This window comes from Bacteroides sp. RCH18, from assembly GCF_058231005.1.
Genome location: NZ_JBIPTC010000001.1, coordinates 2202723 through 2221696, shown reverse-complemented (window position 1 = coordinate 2221696; position 18974 = coordinate 2202723). Strand labels below are relative to the sequence as shown.

At 43.4% G+C, this 18974-nt stretch carries 16 protein-coding genes; 10 read left to right on the top strand and 6 right to left on the bottom strand.

Annotated elements, in window-relative coordinates; all coding sequences use genetic code 11:
* Positions 1-8: 8 nt before the first annotated feature.
* The 6 genes from rplI to ACHLI0_RS08840 all read left to right on the top strand — a co-directional run bounded on the left by rplI (position 9) and on the right by ACHLI0_RS08840 (position 7012).
* A complete protein-coding gene (gene rplI / locus ACHLI0_RS08865; RefSeq protein WP_234120413.1) occupies positions 9-452 on the top strand; it encodes a 50S ribosomal protein L9 in 444 nt (147 codons plus the stop codon).
* An 80-nt stretch (positions 453-532) separates the two neighbouring features.
* Complete coding sequence (susR, locus tag ACHLI0_RS08860; RefSeq protein ID WP_234120421.1) at positions 533-2179, top strand: SusR family glycan utilization regulator; 1647 nt, start codon at positions 533-535, stop codon at positions 2177-2179.
* A 252-nt stretch (positions 2180-2431) separates the two neighbouring features.
* Entirely contained in the window at positions 2432-3550 is a 1119-nt protein-coding gene (locus ACHLI0_RS08855; protein WP_008763948.1) for a disaccharide 3-dehydrogenase, read from the top strand.
* A 7-nt stretch (positions 3551-3557) separates the two neighbouring features.
* Positions 3558-5033 (top strand): glycoside 3-dehydrogenase, encoded by a 1476-nt coding sequence (locus tag ACHLI0_RS08850; RefSeq protein ID WP_016268292.1) that lies wholly within the window; start codon positions 3558-3560, stop codon positions 5031-5033.
* Positions 5034-5085: 52 nt separating this feature from the next.
* Complete coding sequence (locus ACHLI0_RS08845; RefSeq protein ID WP_008763946.1) at positions 5086-5958, top strand: 3-keto-disaccharide hydrolase; 873 nt, start codon at positions 5086-5088, stop codon at positions 5956-5958.
* Positions 5959-6097: 139 nt separating this feature from the next.
* Positions 6098-7012: a sugar phosphate isomerase/epimerase family protein gene (locus ACHLI0_RS08840; RefSeq protein WP_258969708.1), complete on the top strand. Its 915-nt coding sequence runs from the start codon at positions 6098-6100 to the stop codon at positions 7010-7012.
* Positions 7013-7080: 68 nt separating this feature from the next.
* Here ACHLI0_RS08840 and ACHLI0_RS08835 read toward each other — a convergent pair whose 3' ends face one another.
* On the bottom strand, positions 7081-7302 hold the full coding sequence (locus ACHLI0_RS08835; protein ID WP_490748931.1) for a hypothetical protein: 222 nt from the start codon (positions 7300-7302) through the stop codon (positions 7081-7083).
* A 159-nt stretch (positions 7303-7461) separates the two neighbouring features.
* Positions 7462-9135 carry a long-chain fatty acid--CoA ligase gene (locus tag ACHLI0_RS08830; RefSeq protein WP_008759749.1) on the bottom strand — a complete coding sequence of 558 codons (1674 nt, stop codon included), beginning with the start codon at positions 9133-9135 and terminating at the stop codon, positions 7462-7464.
* Between the two features lie 109 nt (positions 9136-9244).
* Here ACHLI0_RS08830 and mtaB point away from each other — a divergent pair, with 109 nt between their 5' ends.
* The 4 genes from mtaB to ACHLI0_RS08810 are packed head-to-tail and all read left to right on the top strand — an operon-like array spanning position 9245 to position 13019.
* Positions 9245-10576 (top strand): tRNA (N(6)-L-threonylcarbamoyladenosine(37)-C(2))-methylthiotransferase MtaB, encoded by a 1332-nt coding sequence (mtaB, locus tag ACHLI0_RS08825; protein WP_113748189.1) that lies wholly within the window; start codon positions 9245-9247, stop codon positions 10574-10576.
* Entirely contained in the window at positions 10566-11459 is an 894-nt protein-coding gene (locus ACHLI0_RS08820; protein WP_490748930.1) for a lysophospholipid acyltransferase family protein, read from the top strand. Before mtaB ends, ACHLI0_RS08820 begins: the two co-directional genes overlap by 11 nt.
* A gap of 2 nt (positions 11460-11461) precedes the next feature.
* Positions 11462-12490, top strand: a complete 1029-nt coding sequence (locus tag ACHLI0_RS08815) for a glycosyltransferase family 2 protein (protein WP_113748191.1) — start codon at positions 11462-11464, stop codon at positions 12488-12490.
* 4 nt (positions 12491-12494) lie between these two features.
* Positions 12495-13019, top strand: a complete 525-nt coding sequence (locus ACHLI0_RS08810) for a methylglyoxal synthase (RefSeq protein ID WP_008759753.1) — start codon at positions 12495-12497, stop codon at positions 13017-13019.
* Positions 13020-13423: 404 nt separating this feature from the next.
* On the opposite strand, the gene folB is transcribed toward ACHLI0_RS08810, so the two are convergent.
* The 4 genes from folB to ACHLI0_RS08790 form a co-directional block, all read right to left on the bottom strand.
* Positions 13424-13792 carry a dihydroneopterin aldolase gene (folB, locus tag ACHLI0_RS08805; protein WP_490748929.1) on the bottom strand — a complete coding sequence of 123 codons (369 nt, stop codon included), beginning with the start codon at positions 13790-13792 and terminating at the stop codon, positions 13424-13426.
* Positions 13793-13933: 141 nt separating this feature from the next.
* Entirely contained in the window at positions 13934-14905 is a 972-nt protein-coding gene (locus ACHLI0_RS08800) for a glycosyltransferase family 4 protein (protein ID WP_490748928.1), read from the bottom strand.
* A gap of 91 nt (positions 14906-14996) precedes the next feature.
* Positions 14997-16013: an acyltransferase family protein gene (locus tag ACHLI0_RS08795; RefSeq protein WP_490748926.1), complete on the bottom strand. Its 1017-nt coding sequence runs from the start codon at positions 16011-16013 to the stop codon at positions 14997-14999.
* Positions 16014-16226: 213 nt separating this feature from the next.
* A complete protein-coding gene (locus ACHLI0_RS08790) occupies positions 16227-18908 on the bottom strand; it encodes a 4-alpha-glucanotransferase (protein WP_490748925.1) in 2682 nt (893 codons plus the stop codon).
* Positions 18909-18974: the final 66 nt, after the last annotated feature.

The window sequence follows — 18974 nt, the reverse complement described above, 5'->3', positions numbered from 1 at the left end:
GGAAAAGTATGGAAATTATATTGAAAGAAGACATCGTAAACTTGGGTTATAAGAACGATATCGTAAACGTGAAATCCGGATACGGTCGTAATTATCTGATCCCGACTGGAAAAGCTATCATCGCTTCTCCTTCTGCAAAGAAAATGTTGGCTGAAGACTTGAAACAACGTGCTCACAAACTTGAGAAAATCAAGAAGGATGCTGAAGCATTGGCTGCTAAGTTGGAAGGCGTTTCTTTGACTATTGCAACAAAAGTTAGTTCAACAGGTACTATCTTCGGTTCTGTTAGCAATATCCAGATTGCTGAAGCATTGGCAAAACTGGGTCACGAAGTTGACAGAAAGATCATCGTTGTAAAAGACACTGTGAAAGAAGTTGGTAACTACAAAGCTATCGTTAAACTTCATAAGGAAGTTTCTGTAGAAATTCCTTTCGAAGTAGTTGCTGAATAAGAGCAAATTTACTTCATATATTAAAAAAGCGATTTGTTCTGATGGATAAATCGCTTTTTTTTATCATCTTTGCTAATAATATGAAATTCAACCGTTGTTATCTGAAGAGAATCGTTTTGCTGTTCCTGGTTGCTCTGGGAATTGGCAATGCTCTTTATGCAAATAACGAATTGAAAATACTGGCTGACTCTCTGCATAAAATGATAGATGCGAAGCCTCTCTTCGTCCAGAAGAAAGAGCAGCGAATCGCCCGGATTAAATGTTTACTGAAGGACTCTGGACTGACTCCCGATCGGGAATATAAGGTGAATCTCCAATTATACAATGAGTATAAGAAGTTTAATATTGACTCTGCCATCCATTATGTCGACCGGAACCTTGAAATCGCTCGTCAGTTAAATAGAAACTATTTGAAATACCAGTCTTCTTTGCAACTCAGCCTTGTATATTCCATGTGCGGCAGATATAGAGATGCAGAATTACTTCTTGAAAAAATGAAGCCATCAGAACTTCCTCGTTCATTATTAGCTACTTATTATGATACATATGCTCGTTTTTGGGAGTATTATTCGATTTCTGCTACCAATAATCAGTACGGAAAAAAACGGGAAGCTTATCAGGATTCACTGTATGCTCTTATGGATCATACTTCCTTTGACTATAAATTGTCACGGGCTTATTCTTATGCAGGACGCGATTCAACAAAGGCGATCAAGATTTTGGATGAGTTGCTGAATGCTGAGGAGGTAGGCACTCCTAACTATGCGATGATTACTCATTCGTATGCCATGCTGAGCCGCTATTTGAAAAGAGAGGATGATGCGAAGAAATATCTTATGATGTCCGCCATTGCTGATATTCAGAATGCCACACGCGAAACAGCCTCCCTGCAGGCACTTGCACTGATACAATATGAGGAAAATAATTTAGCGGATGCTTTCAAATTTACTCAGTCGGCTATTGATGATGTCGTTTCCTCCGGCATTCATTTCCGGGCAATGGAAATCTATAAATTCTATTCTATCATTAATACGGCCTATCAGACGGAAGAAGCTAGGTCTAAATCGAATCTGATTACTTTTCTTATCTCAACCAGCGTTTCTCTTTTTCTTTTAATCGTGTTGGTCGTGTTTATTTATGTTCAGATGAAAAAAACGTTGCGGATGAAACGGGCGCTGGCACAAAGTAATGAGGAACTTTTGAGACTGAATGACAAACTGAACAGCATGAATAGTGAGTTGAATGGTAAGAATGATGAGCTGTGCGAGATTAATAATATAAAGGAGCATTATATCGCTCAGTTTTTCGATGTGTGCTTCAGTTATATTCATAAAATGGAGAAGTATCAGAATATGCTGTATAAAATAGCCATTAATAAGTGCTATGAGGAACTGATTAAAAAGCTGAAATCTTCTGCATTGATTGATGATGAACTTGATGCTCTGTATACCCGCTTCGACAGAGTCTTTTTGAATTTATATCCGACTTTTGTTTCAGATTTCAATGCTTTGCTGAAAGATGATGAGAAGATTATTCTAAAGCAGGACGCTTTGTTGAACAGGGAACTTCGTATCTATGCGTTGTTACGTTTGGGCATTACGGATAGCGGAAAGATTGCCAACTTCCTTCGTTGCTCCACAAGTACTGTTTATAATTATCGTACTAAAATGCGAAACAAGGCTGCGGTGGACCGGGATGAATTTGAAAATGAAATTATGAAAATCTGACCAATATAAACGAATTTGTGCCATTCTGCAAAGAAAGTACTTTCCAAACGATCTACATTTTTTATATCCTGAAATATAGATAATTTATTGATTTATAGACTTAAGCAGGTTTCTGTAATCTACATAAAATTGTGTAGACTAAATAAAGCGTTATTTATTTGGCTAGTTTTGCGATATCAGTTTTCGAACAATCTGCCTACAGATGAAAATTGATACCTTTTATGTTGTTTGTACTTAAATTCGCAATTTTTTATGGATGCACAATTTTCACTTGACACAAAAATAAAAGTAGGAATAATCGGTTTCGGTAGAATGGGAAGATTCTATTGGGAGGCGATGCGGAAAAGCGGGCGATGGGAGATTGCCTATATTTGCGATACAGATCCTACCACGCGCGAACTTGCTAAAAAAATATCTCCTGAATCTCTTGTAGTAGAGAATGATCAAAAAATCTTTGAAGACGAGAGTGTACAGGTTGTCGGGCTCTTCACATTGGCAGACTCAAGGCTCGAACAAATAGAAAAGGCTATTCGGTACGGAAAACATATCATCGCGGAAAAACCTGTTGCAGATACGATGGAAAAGGAGTGGAAGGTGGTGGATATGATAGAAAACTCCAATGTACTTTCTACGGTAAACTTATATCTGCGAAATTCCTGGTATCATAATCTGATGAAGGAATATATCCAGAAGGGAGAAATAGGTGAGTTAGCCATTATCCGTATTTGCCACATGACTCCGGGACTGGCACCGGGTGAAGGACATGAATATGAAGGCCCCGCTTTCCATGATTGTGGAATGCATTATGTTGACATCGTTCGCTGGTATGCCGAAAGTGAATATAGAACATGGAATGCACAAGGCGTGAACATGTGGAATTATAAAGATCCCTGGTGGGTACAATGTCACGGAACTTTTCAAAATGGCGTAGTCTTTGATATAACCCAGGGTTTTGTCTATGGACAATTATCGAAAGATCAGACGCACAATTCTTATGTAGATATTATAGGTACGGAAGGTATCGTGCGTATGACGCATGATTTCAAAACAGCTGTCGTCGATTTACACGGAGTACATCAGACACTTCGTGTGGAAAAACCTTTTGGTGGTAAGAATATTGACGTGCTGTGCGATTTGTTCGCCGATTCCATATTGACCGGTAAGCGAAACCCTCGTTTGCCTTTAATGTATGACTCGACTATTGCATCCGAGTATGCGTGGAAATTCCTGCAGGATGCTCGTATGAATGACTTGCCGGCTATCGGTAATTTACAGACTCTTGAACAAATACGCGAACGCAGAAAAAACATGAAAAATGGATATGGGTTGCTGCATAGTAATCCACCACAAATAACTAACTCCTTAAAATAATAAAACCATGTCAGACTTTTCAAGAAGAAAATTTCTTAAAACGGGGGCTGCTGCTTTAGCAGGAATCACCATTGCTCCCAGCTCTATTTTAGGTATGAGCCACGGGCACGTTTCCCCAACCGACAAACTGAACCTCGCAGCCGTAGGTATCGGCGGTATGGGGCATGCCAACATCAACAACGTGAAGGGCACCGAGAACATCGTAGCCCTTTGTGACGTAGACTGGAAATATGCCAAAGGCGTATTCGATGAATTCCCGAATGCGAAGAAATACTGGGATTACCGCAAGATGTACGATGAAATGGGCAAATCCATTGACGGCGTAATCATTGCTACCGCTGACCATACTCATGCTATTATCACGGCAGACGCCATGACAATGGGCAAGCACGTATATTGCCAGAAACCGTTGACCCACTCCGTTTACGAATCCCGTTTGCTGACCAAGCTCGCCGCCTCTACCGGAGTAGTCACTCAAATGGGTAATCAGGGAGCATCAGGCGAAGGTACCGACCTGGTTTGCGAATGGATCTGGAATGGAGAAATCGGTGAAGTAACCAAAGTGGAATGCGCCACCGACCGTCCTATCTGGCCGCAAGGACTGAATGCACCCGAAAAGGCAGACCGCATCCCCAACACATTGAACTGGGATCTTTTCACCGGACCTGCCAAATTGAACCCGTACAACAACGTTTATCATCCCTGGAACTGGCGTGGATGGTGGGATTACGGTACAGGTGCACTGGGAGATATGGCCTGCCATATTCTGCATCAGCCGTTCAGAGCTCTGAAACTGGGTTATCCTACCAAGGTGGAAGGTTCTTCTACTTTATTACTGAGTGCCTGCGCTCCTCAGGCCCAACACGTGAAGATGATTTTCCCCGCTCGCGACAATATGCCGAAAGTTGCCTTGCCGGAAGTTGAGGTACACTGGTATGACGGCGGTATGATGCCGGAACGTCCGAAAGGTTTCCCGGAAGGAAAACAACTGATGGGCCCCGGTGGTGGTCTGACTATTTTCCACGGAACAAAAGATACATTGATTTGCGGTTGCTACGGAGAACAACCTTTCTTGTTGTCAGGTCGTGTGCCCAATGCACCGAAAGTATGCCGTCGCGTCAAGTGTTCTCATGAAATGGACTGGGTACGCGCTTGTAAGGAAGACAAATCCAACCGCGTGATGCCGAAAGCGGATTTCTCCGAATCGGGACCGATGAATGAAATGGTGGTAATGGGTGTATTGGCTATCCGTCTGCAAGGTTTGAACAAGACATTGGAATGGGACGGCGCTAATATGTGCTTCACTAATATCGGTGATAACGAAACACTCAGAACCTGCATTAAGGACGGATTTACGATTCATGATGGTCACCCGTCATTCAACAAGACCTGGACAGATCCGATCAACGCGAAACAATTCGCAGCCGAACTGGTGAAACATAATTATCGTGAAGGATGGAAGTTGCCCGATATGCCACGATAACACGATAAAAGTAAGTTAAGAATTAAAGATTAAAAATTAAATAGTTATTATTATGAAGAAAGTATTTTATCCATTAGCTTGTTGTCTTGCAGCGGGAGTTTTAGTTTCCTGCAGCGGTCAGAAGAAAGCAGGGAGTGCTCAGGAAGAGCAATCGGCAAACGAAGTAGCAGTATCATATTCAAAATCATTAAAAGCAGCAGAGATGGATAGCTTGCAATTACCGGTAGATGCGGATGGTTACATCACTATCTTTGACGGCAAAACATTTAATGGATGGCGTGGTTATGGCAAGGACAGAGTTCCTTCCAAATGGACTATCGAAGACGGTTGCATCAAGTTTAACGGTTCCGGTGGCGGTGAAGCACAGGATGGTGATGGCGGAGACCTGATCTTTGCCCACAAATTCAAAAACTTCGAACTGGAAATGGAATGGAAGGTTTCCAAAGGCGGTAACTCCGGTATCTTCTATTTAGCTCAGGAAGTGACTTCTAAAGATAAGGACGGCAACGACGTGCTCGAACCTATTTATATTTCCGCACCTGAATATCAGGTATTGGACAACGACAATCATCCGGATGCTAAATTGGGGAAAGATAATAACCGTCAGTCGGCTTCTTTATATGACATGATTCCGGCAGTTCCTCAGAATGCGAAACCTTTCGGCGAATGGAACAAGGCTAAGATCATGGTTTATAAAGGTACGGTTGTTCACGGACAGAATGACGAGAATGTACTCGAATATCACTTGTGGACCAAACAATGGACTGACCTTTTGCAGGCCAGCAAGTTCAGCCAGGACAAATGGCCGTTGGCTTTCGAACTGCTGAATAATTGCGGTGGTGAAAACCACGAAGGATTTATCGGAATGCAGGATCACGGTGATGACGTATGGTTCCGCAATATCCGCGTGAAAGTTCTGGACTGATCACATAAATAATTCAAAGATAGGCTGTGTCAAAAGTAACATCAACATGGCATTTAGTTCTGAATGACAGAATGATATGCCCGACGAACTTCTGACACAGCTTTTTTATTTTAATACATGAACCCCTTTATCTACAAACATGAAACTCCAAATAAATCTATGTGCGCTGGCTCTTCTTTTAATGATTCCGTTTACGGCCATGGCACAGTCTAAAACAAAAGCGAAAGCTAAAAAAGAAGTAGCGATTCAACTCTATTCTGTCAGGGATATATTGAATAAGGTGGACAATAAGGACGGCAAATGTGACGCCGCTTATATTACTCTTCTGAAGAACTTGGCGAAAATGGGTTATACCAGTGTGGAAGCCGCCAATTATAATAATGGAAAGTTTTACGACAGAACTCCCGACCAATTTAAAAAAGATGTTGAATCTGCCGGGCTGAAGGTTTTATCCTCACATTGCACAAGAGGATTGTCGAAAGAAGAATTAGCTTCCGGTGATTTTTCAAGTTCACTTCAATGGTGGGACCAGTGTATTGCCGATCATAAAGCTGCCGGCATGAGTTACATTGTAGCTCCTTGGATGGATGTGCCTAAAACACTTAAGGAGTTGGATACATATTGTGCTTATTACAATGAAATAGGCAAACGTTGTAAACAGCAAGGGATGTCGTTCGGATATCATAATCATGCTCATGAATTTCAGAAGGTAGAAGATAAAGTGATGTATGATTACATGATTGAGCATACCAATCCTGAATATGTTTTCTTCCAGATGGATGTTTATTGGGTAGTTCGCGGGCAAAACAGTCCGGTAGATTATTTTAATAAATACCCCGGTCGTTTTAAAATGTTCCATATCAAGGATCACAGAGAGATCGGGCAGAGCGGAATGGTTGGTTTCGACGCTATTTTCAAGAATGCAAAGACAGCTGGTGTGAAGCATCTTGTTGCAGAGATAGAAAGCTACAGTATGCCCGTAGAGAAAAGTGTTGAGGTAAGTCTGGATTATTTGTTGAATGCTCCTTTTGTTAAAAGCTCATACGCTAAATAAGGTATAAAAAAAAGTCTGTGCATGCTTTTAGCATGTCAGACTTTCAATTCTCTCTAGGCTGTTCTGAATTATTCAGCTACAACTTCAGTTGCAGTGCTATCTGCATTCAAAGAGTCAGCTGCCTGAGCTGCTGCTTGTTCTGCTTCAGCTGCTGCATTTTCTACAGCTGCGATTGAGTCAGCGATGCGGATAGAATCTTGTTGAGCTTTTGCTGCGTCAGCTGCTTTGTTACCACAAGATGCGAATGATACTGCTACGATAGCTACGGCCATCAAAACTAATTTTTTCATTTTCTTTGCTTTTTAAAAACGTAATACAATCAATTGCTTTATTAAAACGCTGCAAAGTTATGTACTTTTTCAATATGTTGTTCTCGAAAAGCCAACTATTTTTATAATTTTTTTTAGAAGCTTGTTATATTACGCCTTCAATCCATGTTTTAAAACATACTAATCGACAGCTATACTGTTATATAGATACCTTTTGATGCTTCTTTTCGGGGTTTTCTCAAATTCCGTAGGATAAAGCTGAATCTTGCTGACTTTTTCATACGCAGCTACATTATTATTTAAGTTCTTCAGATTTTCATCCATGATGGTTTTCAAGTTATCCGGATTGTTCAATCCGAGAGAATCAAGCGCTTCGTAATCCGCATAGACCAGTGCCACCAGTTTCTTGTTGCGTTCGATGACGAGGCTTTCAAGAATGAATGGCAGGTTATTGAGTTTGGCTTCCAGCTCTTCGGGGAAGATGTTCTGTCCGCTCGAACTCAGAATCATGCTTTTGAGTCGTCCGCGGATGAAGATATTTCCGCTGGCGTCCATAGTACCAAGGTCGCCGGTGCGCAGCCAGCCGTCTTCGGTAAACACTTCCTGCGTGGCTTCCGGATTCTTATAATATCCCACCATCACGTTTTCGCCACGTACCTGAATCTCTCCGGTTTCCGCTTCCGGATTTTCTTTATAGATGCGTGCCTCCATGATATCCAGCACTTTGCCGGAAGAGCCTAAAATAAATTCATTCCAGGGAGCATAGCTGATCAGTGGTCCGCACTCGGTCATGCCATAACCGATGGTGAAAGGGAACTTTATTTTGTAGAAGAACTCTTCCACTTCCTGATTCATGGCAGCGCCTCCGATGATGATTTCCTTGAAACGTCCGCCCAAGGCGTCTATCAGCTTTTTCCGTATCTGATTGTAAATCTGGGTATCGAGCAAAGGAATGTTTAACGCCCATTTCATACCTTTCTTATTAATGAGCGGCTGGATGACATTTTTATATATTTTCTCGATGACCAGCGGAACAGTGATGATCAGGTTCGGTTTTACCTCCTCAAAAGCCTTCATGATAATTTTGGGAGAAGGCGTTTTACCGAGCAGGGTGACATGAGTTCCGACAGCAGTTGCAGTCAGAAAGTCGAAAGCGCAACCGTAGGCGTGTGCCAGTGGCAGGAAAGAAAGCACTTTATCTCCTTTTTTAAGTAACTCCGTGCGGATGCCGAAAGTGACATTGCCGGCAAGATTGTTGCCCGTCAACATTACCCCTTTGCTGAAGCCGGTAGTTCCCGATGTGTAGTTCAGCAGCATTACCTTATCATTGGATAACGTAGTGTATTGAATGTCCTCGCGCGTGAATCCTTTTGGATAGGCAGCGTACATTTCATCATTGAGGTGTACCAGAAACTTCTGAATGGTTTCTCCGTCCCGCTGATAGAGGCAGCGGAAGTCGGTGAGCGAAAAAACTCCGCGCAGTCCGGTCAGCTTTTCTTCTTCCAGGCTTTCCCAGATGCTGTCACTGGTAAAGAGGAAAACGGACTCGGAATGGTTGACGATATGATGCACATCGTTGGGCGTAAAGTCTTGCAGGATAGGGACGATGATGGCTCCGTAGGTGATGGTTGCCATGTAGGCGATGCACCAGTGGGCATTATTTTTGCCGATAACGGCTATTTTATCTCCTCTACGCAGGCTGCAGTGTTTGAAGAGCAGGTGCATACGGGCGATTTCTCCAGCTACCTGGCCATAAGTATAATGAACGGATTCACCATAATCGGTATAGCAAGGTAAATCCCAATTTTCCCGAAAACTATTTTCGTATAGTTTAATGAAATTCTCTTTAATCATTGCACGTTTTTTAGTGAATTGTGCAAAAATAGGAATAAACTTTCGTATCCTAAAGTGTTTTACTAATAATAATGTGTAACTTTGCAGGAAATATGCGTTATAACAGATTATGATAGATACCACTGTATTTCAAAATAAGACAGCCGTTTATTATACGTTAGGCTGCAAATTGAACTTTTCAGAGACTTCAACTATCGGTAAAATCCTGCGGGAGGCAGGAGTCCGGACTGCACGCAAAGGGGAAAAAGCAGACATCTGTGTGGTAAATACTTGTTCGGTGACGGAGATGGCAGACAAGAAATGCCGTCAGGCTATTCATCGGTTGGTCAAGCAGCATCCCGGAGCTTTTGTGGTAGTGACCGGATGTTACGCACAGTTGAAACCCGGTGACGTGGCAAAGATAAAAGGAGTAGATGTAGTGCTGGGTGCCGAGCAGAAAGGAGACTTGTTGCAGTATCTCGGCGACCTCCATAAGCATGAAGAGGGAGAGGCATTTACCACTACCACCAAAGATATCCGTTCGTTTTCGCCTTCGTGTTCACGGGGCGACCGTACTCGTTTCTTCCTGAAAGTACAAGACGGATGCGATTATTTCTGTTCTTATTGTACCATTCCTTTTGCCCGTGGACGCAGCCGTAACGGTACTGTTGCCTCTATGGTGGAGCAGGCAAGGCAGGCCGCTGCCGAAGGCGGAAAAGAGATCGTACTGACAGGCGTGAATATCGGCGATTTTGGTAAGACTACCGGTGAGACTTTCTTTGATCTGGTGAAAGCACTGGATCAGGTAGAAGGCATCGAACGCTACCGCATTTCCTCTATCGAGCCCAATCTGCTGACTGATGAAATCATTGAGTTTGTTTCCCGTTCCCGTAGATTTATGCCTCATTTTCATATCCCGTTGCAATCCGGTTGCGATGAAGTGCTGAAATTGATGCGCCGTCGTTATGATACGGCTCTTTTTGCCTCTAAAGTAAAGAAAATCAAGGAAGTGATGCCGGATGCCTTTATCGGAGTCGATGTGATTGTGGGTACTCGCGGAGAGACGGAAGAGTATTTTGAACAGGCTTATCAGTTTATTTCCGGACTGGATGTGACACAGTTGCACGTATTCAGCTACTCCGAACGTCCGGGGACGCAGGCCCTGAAGATCGATTATGTGGTTTCGCCGGAAGAGAAACATCAGCGCAGCCAGCGCTTGTTGACACTTTCTGATGAAAAGACACGGGCTTTCTATACCCGTCATATCGGGCAGATCATGCAGGTATTGATGGAAAAATCAAAAGCAGGTACGCCGATGCACGGGTTTACCGCTAACTATATCCGCGTAGAAGTGGAGAATGACGAATCATTGGACAATCAGATGATTAACGTCCGACTGGGAGAATTTAATGAAGATATGACAGCGCTTAAAGGCACAATTCTGATGAATTATGAAGTCTAGATTTATCTATTGGCTGGTATATAGCGGGATGTGGCTGTTTTCGGCGCTTCCCTTCCGGATATTGTATTTACTTTCGGATTTCAATTACCTGTTGATGTACCGTATAGGGAGGTATCGCCGGAAAGTAGTACGGGAGAATCTGAAGAAATCATTTCCCGAGAAGGATAAGAAAGAGAGGCTGCAGATCGAACGCCGTTTCTATCGTTACCTTTCCGACTATATGCTTGAAGACTTGAAAATGCTTCATATGTCACCCGAGGACCTTTATAAGCGGATGACTTATAAGAATACGGAACAATATCTGGAACTGACCGAGAAATATGGCGGAATCATCGTAATGATTCCTCATTATGCCAATTATGAATGGCTGATCGGGATGGGATCTATTATGAAGCCGGGTGATGTACCGATGCAAGTCTATAAACCTCTGAAAGATAAGTATCTGAATGAATTGTTCCAGCGCATCCGTTCCCGCTTCGGAGGCTATAACGTTCCGAAACATTCTACGGCACGCGAAATTATCAGGTTGAAGCGCGAAGGCAAAAAGATGGTTGTCGGTCTGATTACTGACCAGTGGCCCAGCGGAAACGAAAAATACTGGACTACCTTTCTGGGACAGGAAACCGCCTTTCTGAATGGTGCGGAGCGCATTGCGAAAATGATGAACTTCCCTGTGTTCTATTGTGATCTGACAAAACCCGGCAGAGGGTATTGCGTAGCTGAATTTAAGCTGATGACAGAGAAACCAAAGGAGACGGGTGAGGGTGAAATTACAGAAATGTTTGCAAATTATCTGGAACAGACGATTCGCAGGGAGCCGGCTTATTGGCTGTGGTCTCATAAACGTTGGAAAGCTTCTAAGGCTGAATGTGAAAGGGGGTAAGGATGAAAGTGTCGGTGGTCATTCTGAATTGGAACGGGTGCGATATGCTTCGTACTTTTCTTCCGTCCGTGATCCGCTATTCGAAGAGCGAAGAAGTAGAAGTCTGTGTGGCCGACAATGGCTCTACGGATGCTTCTGTGGAAATGCTTCGGGAGGAATTTCCTTGTGTCCGGATCATTGTGCTGGATCAGAATCATGGATTCGCAGATGGATATAACTTGGCTTTGCAGCAGGTAGAAGCGGAGTATGTGGTACTTCTGAATTCTGATGTTGAGGTGACCGAACATTGGCTTGAACCGATGATCTCCTATCTTGATGCCCATCCGGAGGTAGCTGCCTGTCAGCCGAAAATCCGTAGCCAGCGGCAAAAAGAGTATTTTGAATATGCCGGAGCAGCCGGAGGATTTATAGATAAGTACGGCTATCCGTTCTGTCGTGGGCGTATAATGGGAGTGGTCGAAAAGGATGAAGGACAGTATGATACGATCCTGCCGGTTTTCTGGGCAACGGGAGCTGCCCTGTTTATCCGTCATGCGGATTATCGTGAGGCGGGCGGACTGGACGGACGTTTCTTTGCCCACATGGAAGAGATAGATTTATGCTGGCGACTACGTTCCCGTGGTCGGGAAATTGTTTGTATTCCTCAAAGTACGGTCTATCACGTCGGTGGTGCAACTCTGAAAAAGGAGAATCCCCGCAAGACTTTTTTGAATTTTCGTAATAATCTTGTCATGCTCTATAAGAATCTTTCGGACGAAGAGTTAAATAAAGTGATGCGTATCCGGACTTGTCTCGATTACGTGGCCGCATTCACATTTCTGCTGAAGGGACAGTTGGACAATGCCCGTGCGGTGATGCGTGCCCGGAAAGAATACAAACAGATTTGTCCTTCATTTTCTTCTTCCCGTAAAGAAAACTTAAGAAAAACTTCTTTGAATCCAATCCCTGAACGGATAAAAAGTAGTATCTTGTGGCAGTTTTATGTGGGAGGGTGCAAAAGATTCTCTCAATTGTCGGATTTAAAAGGATAACAAAATGGAACCAAAAGTAAGGAGAGGCATCGGGCTGGTAGCACATGATGCCATGAAAAAAGACCTCATCGAATGGGTGCTGTGGAACTCGGAACTGTTGATGGGAAATAAATTCTATTGTACAGGTACTACGGGTACTCTGATTCTGGAAGCACTGAAGGAGAAGCATCCTGAAGTGGAGTGGGACTTCACAATTCTGAAATCCGGTCCTTTGGGAGGTGACCAGCAGATGGGATCGCGCATTGTGGACGGTCAGATTGATTATCTATTCTTTTTCACTGACCCTATGACTTTGCAGCCACATGATACGGATGTTAAAGCATTAACCCGACTGGCTGGTGTTGAGAACATCGTTTTCTGCTGCAACCGTTCTACGGCGGATCATATCATTTCCAGTCCTCTGTTTATGGACCCCGATTACGAACGTACCCATCCGGATTATTCCAGTTATACGAAACGATTCGAAAACAAATCCGTGGTAACGGAAGCTGTAGAATCGGTTAATAAAAGAAAAAGAAAGAAGAGATAGGTCGTTATAGACTGAAAATATGATAGTGTGAGGCTGCTTCAAGTAGAAATGAGGCAGCCTTACTTGTTTATTTATTATTGAAGTGTGTCTTTCCGAAGGGAGAGCGCAGGAAGTGAGTGCTTGCTATATATATGAATGAGAGCAAGAGCAAAGACCTTTCTTGTGCCATGCCTTTGGCACGACGATGCCACGCCTTTGGCACAACTGTTTCCAAGCCTTTGTCATAACTGTGCCACACCCTTGTCACAACCGTGACACTCCTTTGGCACAACTGTGCCCATTACTTGGCACAAGCAGAATGATAGGGTGTTGTGAATAAGTTGACCGGATGTGGCAGTCCGAATGATAGGATGACAGACTGATGTGCTTCTTGATAATAACACAAACTGATAAAGCAAAGGTACTTATCTGCTGCAATGCAGTTCTATTCCGGTTGAGTCGATGTCTGCTCCCATAGGCGGATTCCGTTTGGAAAGACGCAGTTCTATTTCTTCAATAGTGGGAAATTCTGCCAATAGTCTTTTAGCTATTCGTCCGCATACGTGTTCCAGCAACTTCGACGGGATGGACATTTCAGCTTTCACGGCTTCGTGTATTTCGGCATAGTTGACCGTATCCACCACGTCGTCTGTTTGAATAGCCTGACTGATATCTACCTTCAACTTCAAGTTGATAATATACTCATTTCCAATGATATTCTCTTGGGGGGCTACTCCATGATAAGCGAAGCAGCGGATGTCTTTCAGCAAAATATAGCTGTTGTTTATCTTCATATCTTTTGTTTTCTAAAAAAGTAAAGGTAAGGCTTTATTTCTTTTTATAAAGTGTTTTCGATCATTTTTGTTCGCTTATTAAATGAATGAAAGGCTTTAAATGAGATTTTACTCATCAGCTATGTAATTCAACTGCCATTTTTAGTCCCATGGAAGACGTCGTGCGATATCTATAATATGGGGGACTTCTTTATTCAAAGGTTCGCCGTTCAGTACAGTTTCATATTTCTTTAAATAGGCTTCTGCCATGACGCTTGAATTGAATAAATCTCTGGCATATTCGTGGCAGACTTTCGGAGAATATTGTGCTGACTGTATATGTTCGGCCATTTCCTGTCCGTGAGCAGTCAGAAAACCGACTTCCGGTGAAACGAGTTCGGGAAGCGCCCCGTAGGGAGTACCGAATACGGGAGCTCCAAAGTATAAGGATTCTGTGATTGCCAGCCCGAAAGGTTCGTGCCATGTAACGGGGAAAATAAGCCCTTTTGACTGCTCAATAATAACTTTTTTCTTTGAATCATCTACCATTCCATGAAAATGAATCCGTGGATTCCATGTGAATCGGAAGCCCATTTTGAGATTGAGGCGATAACCGCCTAAAACGTCCAGTTGCGCGTTCTTGATACTTTGGACGACGGCGATAGCTCCTTTGATATTTTTGACCTTCCAGGCTGCTTTGCCCAGAAAATGGTAGTTCTTTCTGGAAAGGGTGAGATTGGCAGGGCCATAATCATCCCAGTCCAGTCCATTGTAAACGAATGATTCGCTTCCGAGTCTTTGTGCATGATTACGTGAGACAAAAACGATGTTCCGGTCTGCGTTGGCTGGGATTCCATTACCGTGTATGGTCAGTAAGTGCGGCTTGGTGATTCCTTCGGGAACGGGAATGTTGAAATGTACGATGTCCGCGTCTGTGGGGATTTGGGTGTTCAGATGTACGCTAGGGTCCAGTTCTATCACTTTAGCGAAAGGACAGGAGGAACCTTTTCCTGCGATAAAGGTAATTTTGTGTCCGCGCTTATTAAGTTCCTTACCCAGATACCACATTACTCTTTGAGTTCCGCCGTATTTTATAGATGGAATTTTATCTCCTAAGACAATCGTTATATTCATTTGTTCTCGGTCTATAGTTCTTTGGAACAAAAGTAGTAAATTATTTGATAATTAAACTTAGAGTTAAGAAAAGTTTGGCTTGCACAATGTTTTATTGTTTGACTTTTAATAAATCCTTCTGTGCTACCAACTGCGGAATTATCTTAAGCAGGATAGGGGTAAAGAGAATGCAGATAGCCAATGTCAGCAGGAGCAGTGCGCTTGCTTCTGCCCAGTCGTTATGAATATAATGCGAAACGATCGGTCTTGCAAAGTGTATAATCGGTCCATGAATACTGAGTGTGATAATGGAATATCGCCCCAGATAAGAAACGATACTTATTCTTTTTATTTTCTTACAGATCAGCATAATCATAAAGATTCCGGCAAATGCGGCAATGTATACCTGGAATATGTTGCCGGGATAATTGTTGGTCCGCATACCCGGCGTGGTGGCGGTGAAGTACATTACGACCAGTGCCAGCAGAACAAATGCGGGAATAATCTTGTCGAACCGATGACTGGGGAACAGGAAGAAATTATATCGGCGAACCCAAAAGCCTGCTACATAGAAGGGAAGGGCAGTCATGGCAACGTCTATATACAAAGGAAGTTCGATGTGAAATTTGCCTAGGAAGAATCCTGTGCATCCGATCAGTAACGTTGCTGCAAACATCAGAGATAAATGCTTTTCACGTAGATAATGAATCAGATAGAACAGAATATTGCAGTTGAACAGAGCAAGCAGAAACCAGATGGGAGGATTGAACTTGATGAGGTCGTGCCCGTGAAAGACAAACAGTAATTCTCTCCATGATACAGGGAGATGGAAAGTTCCCGGTGCAATCTTCCATACAATGTATTTTAGTAGAAAAGCGCTGACGTAGAAGAAGATAAAGGGAATGATTAGCTTATTGGTCTTTCGGATAATGAAACCGGATAATCCTTCGTAAGGCTTGAAGAAAATTCCTGAGATAAAGAAATAGAGAGGCATACGAAAGCAGGATAGCATGGAATGCTTGTCAAGCTGGTCGAAAGCGCCTCCGATATGCGCCATCACTACCAGAATAATGCAGACTCCCTTGGTTAAGTCCACAAAATCAATACGCTGATGCTGATTGTCTCCCATTTATTTTGCGTTGCGTTTTTGCGTTGCAAAGATACTTGATTAATTGGAAAAAACGGAATGAAGGAAGATAAAGAATTGCCGCATGGTAGAGAAACAGAGGTGTCAAAACCATCAGCTGATTTTATTCAGACACAAGATGACACGGATTTACAGTTTTAAGAGATTATAGGTCTAAAAAACGTGTTAATCCGTGTCACCCGTGCCTAAAGATATTTATTTCTTGGGAGCTCTGCCGGTGTATTTTATCAGCTCACGTATTTTGTCATTGAGCTCTTCTGCTTTCATCAACTGTTCCAGAGTGAGGTGCATCCGGTAACGCCAATAATTGCGCGGATTGGCTGGTACATTAATCCGTTCTTCCTGTACATTCGGATTTCTCCATTTGCCATCAATGCTCAGCCAGTCTTGCAGGGACAGAATACAAAGTATGGAATTGCTTTTCAGATGGTTGCGCACCACTTCTTCGCACAATTCGGGAGTGGCGACCGTCGGTGCGGTTCCGTAATGTCCCAGCATCGTGTTGTAGTAACGCTGTGTCTGCAGGTAATCCTCTTCCCACCAACCTCGCAAAGTAGACATATCATGAGTGGAGATGGTACAAACCGACCGATATGGATATTCATTTAAATAGCCGAACTCGTGCATTGGATTCTTTGGCATCCGCTGAATCTCCAGACTGAGGATGCGAAGATCATTCATGACGGACGAAACACAATCCGGAATCATGCCCAGGTCTTCTCCGCAAACCAGCATACGTGTAGATTGTGTCAGTTGCGGCAGTTTCTTCATAGCCTGTTGGCGCCAGAACTCGTTGTGGCGGTGATAATAATACTGATCATACAGTCTGTTAAACGCATTCTGCTCCTGCTCATTGAGTGAACGGAAGATGAAATCGCGTTGTATTCCGATGCGTGGATGATATTTATCTTTTTCTTTCGTATCCGGTACGAAAAGAACATCACTGATCAATGTGTATAGTCCATCCCGAATCCAAAGACTGTTTTCATCATTCTTTCCCGCAAAGAAACTCTCCACTTCCCGTTGGGTGGCAAACTCCGGTTTCATGTGATAAATACCGGGTGCTTCGGCAGGAAGAAGAAAAGTCTGTTTCACATAATCGGTATGCGGACCGAATACTTGCCCGAGGAAGGATTCATGAATATATGGAATCAGATATTCTTTCCGAAAGGGGAGACCGTAACTTTCGATTTCCTCCCGACTCATAGGGATGGAGGGAATGAACTGTCCGAGTAATCCGTGTACGGCATGCATCGGGATTTCCCAGATACGGAAGAAACCAAGGATGTGGTCAATCCGGTAAGCGTCGAAGTACTCTGACATTTTTTGGAAACGCTTCATCCACCAGCGGTAGCCATCCTTTTCCATGACGTCCCAGTTGTACGTGGGGAATCCCCAGTTTTGTCCGTTCACGGAGAAATCATCGGGAGGGGCACCTGCCTGCCCGTTGAGATTGAAGTAATAAGGTTCGGTCCATGCTTCCACACTGTTGCGGCTGATGCCGATAGGGATATCTCCTTTGAGTACGACACCGTGTTCGCGGGCGTATTTCGTAGCGGCTACCAATTGCAGGTGCAGGTGAAACTGGATATAATAATAAAGTGCGATGTGCGGGTAATCTACAGATTCCGGCCGGCACATCTTCTCTATATCTTGTGCATGATAAACGGAATGTCTGGGCCATTCACGGAAATTAGGTGTCTGAAAGGCATCGCGCAGGTAGCTGAAAACAGCGTAAGGTTGCAGCCATTCCTTGTTGGCATTAAAGAATTCGCTGAACTCTCCGGAGGCCAATACTTTTTCTCCTTCCTGCTTGAAGATCAGTCGGAAGTATTCCCATTTTGTTTGGTTGACAGCTTCGTAATCCATCGCCGGCAGGCCGTTGAGTTCTTTCTGTTTTTTGTTGAACTTCGCTGCGGCTGACTTGTCTTTCAGTGTTCCCATCTGCTTTATATCCGCATACATCGGGTGGAAAGCATAAATGGAGATACTATTATATGGATAAGAATCGGTCCACGCATGAGTCATGGTAGTATCATTGATCGGTAATATCTGTATTACCTTTTGTTGGGTGCTTACAGCCCAGTCAATCATGCGTTTCAAATCTCCGAAATCTCCTACTCCGAAACTGTTCTCTGATTTCAGTGAAAAGACTGGGATGGCTATACCGGCCCCTTTCCATACGGGAATATCGAAATATGCATATCGGTCGGAGATGACCAGCGTCTCATTTGTTTTCAGTTCCGGGTCGGCGAGATAGCGGTTGGGGTTATTTTCCCAGCAGTCCGCTTTCTTTTCTTCTTTATGGTAAAGGATGAATTTGTATTCCAGCGGGAATTTCAGCTTACTTGCATCCAGCTCGATCTGCCATTCCGGAAAGTTGGCATCGCTCATGGGAATCGCTTTGTCCGGGTCCCAGTTTCCCAATGCTTTCTGATTTCCGCAAATTGCCAGGCAATAGTCTTTGTTGATGCGTGGGGCGTATGCCTTGATGACCAGCCCTTTTCTGTGACAAGGCGGAATTTCAGCTCTGTCGGGATGGGCTAACAAGGCTTCCGTGAAGGCCGAGCTGTAGTAATACAATTGTTCGGGGATATTTTTCCAGCAGTCTTTAATCTGATACTTCTTTTTAGAGTTACCGGATAAAAAGAGACGTCTCGGAAAACTGTCCCATTCTTTGCGGATGATGATTTGGTTTTGTTCTATCTGATAGCTGTAATTGATAGTCATTCCTTCTTTGGGAACTTCCAGTTCCACGTCTGCCGTCCAGTATATGCCGTCTGTGGTATGCATGGGGATCGACTCCGGCAGCAGTCCGGCAATCCTGACTTCTTCTCCCCAACTGGTGCGATATTCGATGTTAAATGATACAGTCATATATATTAGATTTTGATTAGACACTAATGACTATGCAAGTATAAGACATTTTTTTGAATAAAAAAT

Excerpts from the sequence above, each read along its gene's own strand:
- ACHLI0_RS08850 (WP_016268292.1), top strand. The coding sequence starts at position 3,558 with ATGTCAGACTTTTCAAGAAGAAAATTTCTTAAAACGGGGGCTGCTGCT.
- mtaB (WP_113748189.1), top strand. The coding sequence starts at position 9,245 with ATGATAGATACCACTGTATTTCAAAATAAGACAGCCGTTTATTATACG.
- ACHLI0_RS08815 (WP_113748191.1), top strand. The coding sequence starts at position 11,462 with ATGAAAGTGTCGGTGGTCATTCTGAATTGGAACGGGTGCGATATGCTT.
- susR (WP_234120421.1), top strand. The coding sequence starts at position 533 with ATGAAATTCAACCGTTGTTATCTGAAGAGAATCGTTTTGCTGTTCCTG.
- ACHLI0_RS08810 (WP_008759753.1), top strand. The coding sequence starts at position 12,495 with ATGGAACCAAAAGTAAGGAGAGGCATCGGGCTGGTAGCACATGATGCC.
- ACHLI0_RS08800 (WP_490748928.1), bottom strand. The coding sequence starts at position 14,905 with ATGAATATAACGATTGTCTTAGGAGATAAAATTCCATCTATAAAATAC.
- ACHLI0_RS08790 (WP_490748925.1), bottom strand. The coding sequence starts at position 18,908 with ATGACTGTATCATTTAACATCGAATATCGCACCAGTTGGGGAGAAGAA.
- ACHLI0_RS08835 (WP_490748931.1), bottom strand. The coding sequence starts at position 7,302 with ATGAAAAAATTAGTTTTGATGGCCGTAGCTATCGTAGCAGTATCATTC.
- ACHLI0_RS08795 (WP_490748926.1), bottom strand. The coding sequence starts at position 16,013 with ATGGGAGACAATCAGCATCAGCGTATTGATTTTGTGGACTTAACCAAG.
- ACHLI0_RS08830 (WP_008759749.1), bottom strand. The coding sequence starts at position 9,135 with ATGATTAAAGAGAATTTCATTAAACTATACGAAAATAGTTTTCGGGAA.
- ACHLI0_RS08820 (WP_490748930.1), top strand. The coding sequence starts at position 10,566 with ATGAAGTCTAGATTTATCTATTGGCTGGTATATAGCGGGATGTGGCTG.
- ACHLI0_RS08845 (WP_008763946.1), top strand. The coding sequence starts at position 5,086 with ATGAAGAAAGTATTTTATCCATTAGCTTGTTGTCTTGCAGCGGGAGTT.
- rplI (WP_234120413.1), top strand. The coding sequence starts at position 9 with ATGGAAATTATATTGAAAGAAGACATCGTAAACTTGGGTTATAAGAAC.
- ACHLI0_RS08855 (WP_008763948.1), top strand. The coding sequence starts at position 2,432 with ATGGATGCACAATTTTCACTTGACACAAAAATAAAAGTAGGAATAATC.
- ACHLI0_RS08840 (WP_258969708.1), top strand. The coding sequence starts at position 6,098 with ATGAAACTCCAAATAAATCTATGTGCGCTGGCTCTTCTTTTAATGATT.
- folB (WP_490748929.1), bottom strand. The coding sequence starts at position 13,792 with ATGAAGATAAACAACAGCTATATTTTGCTGAAAGACATCCGCTGCTTC.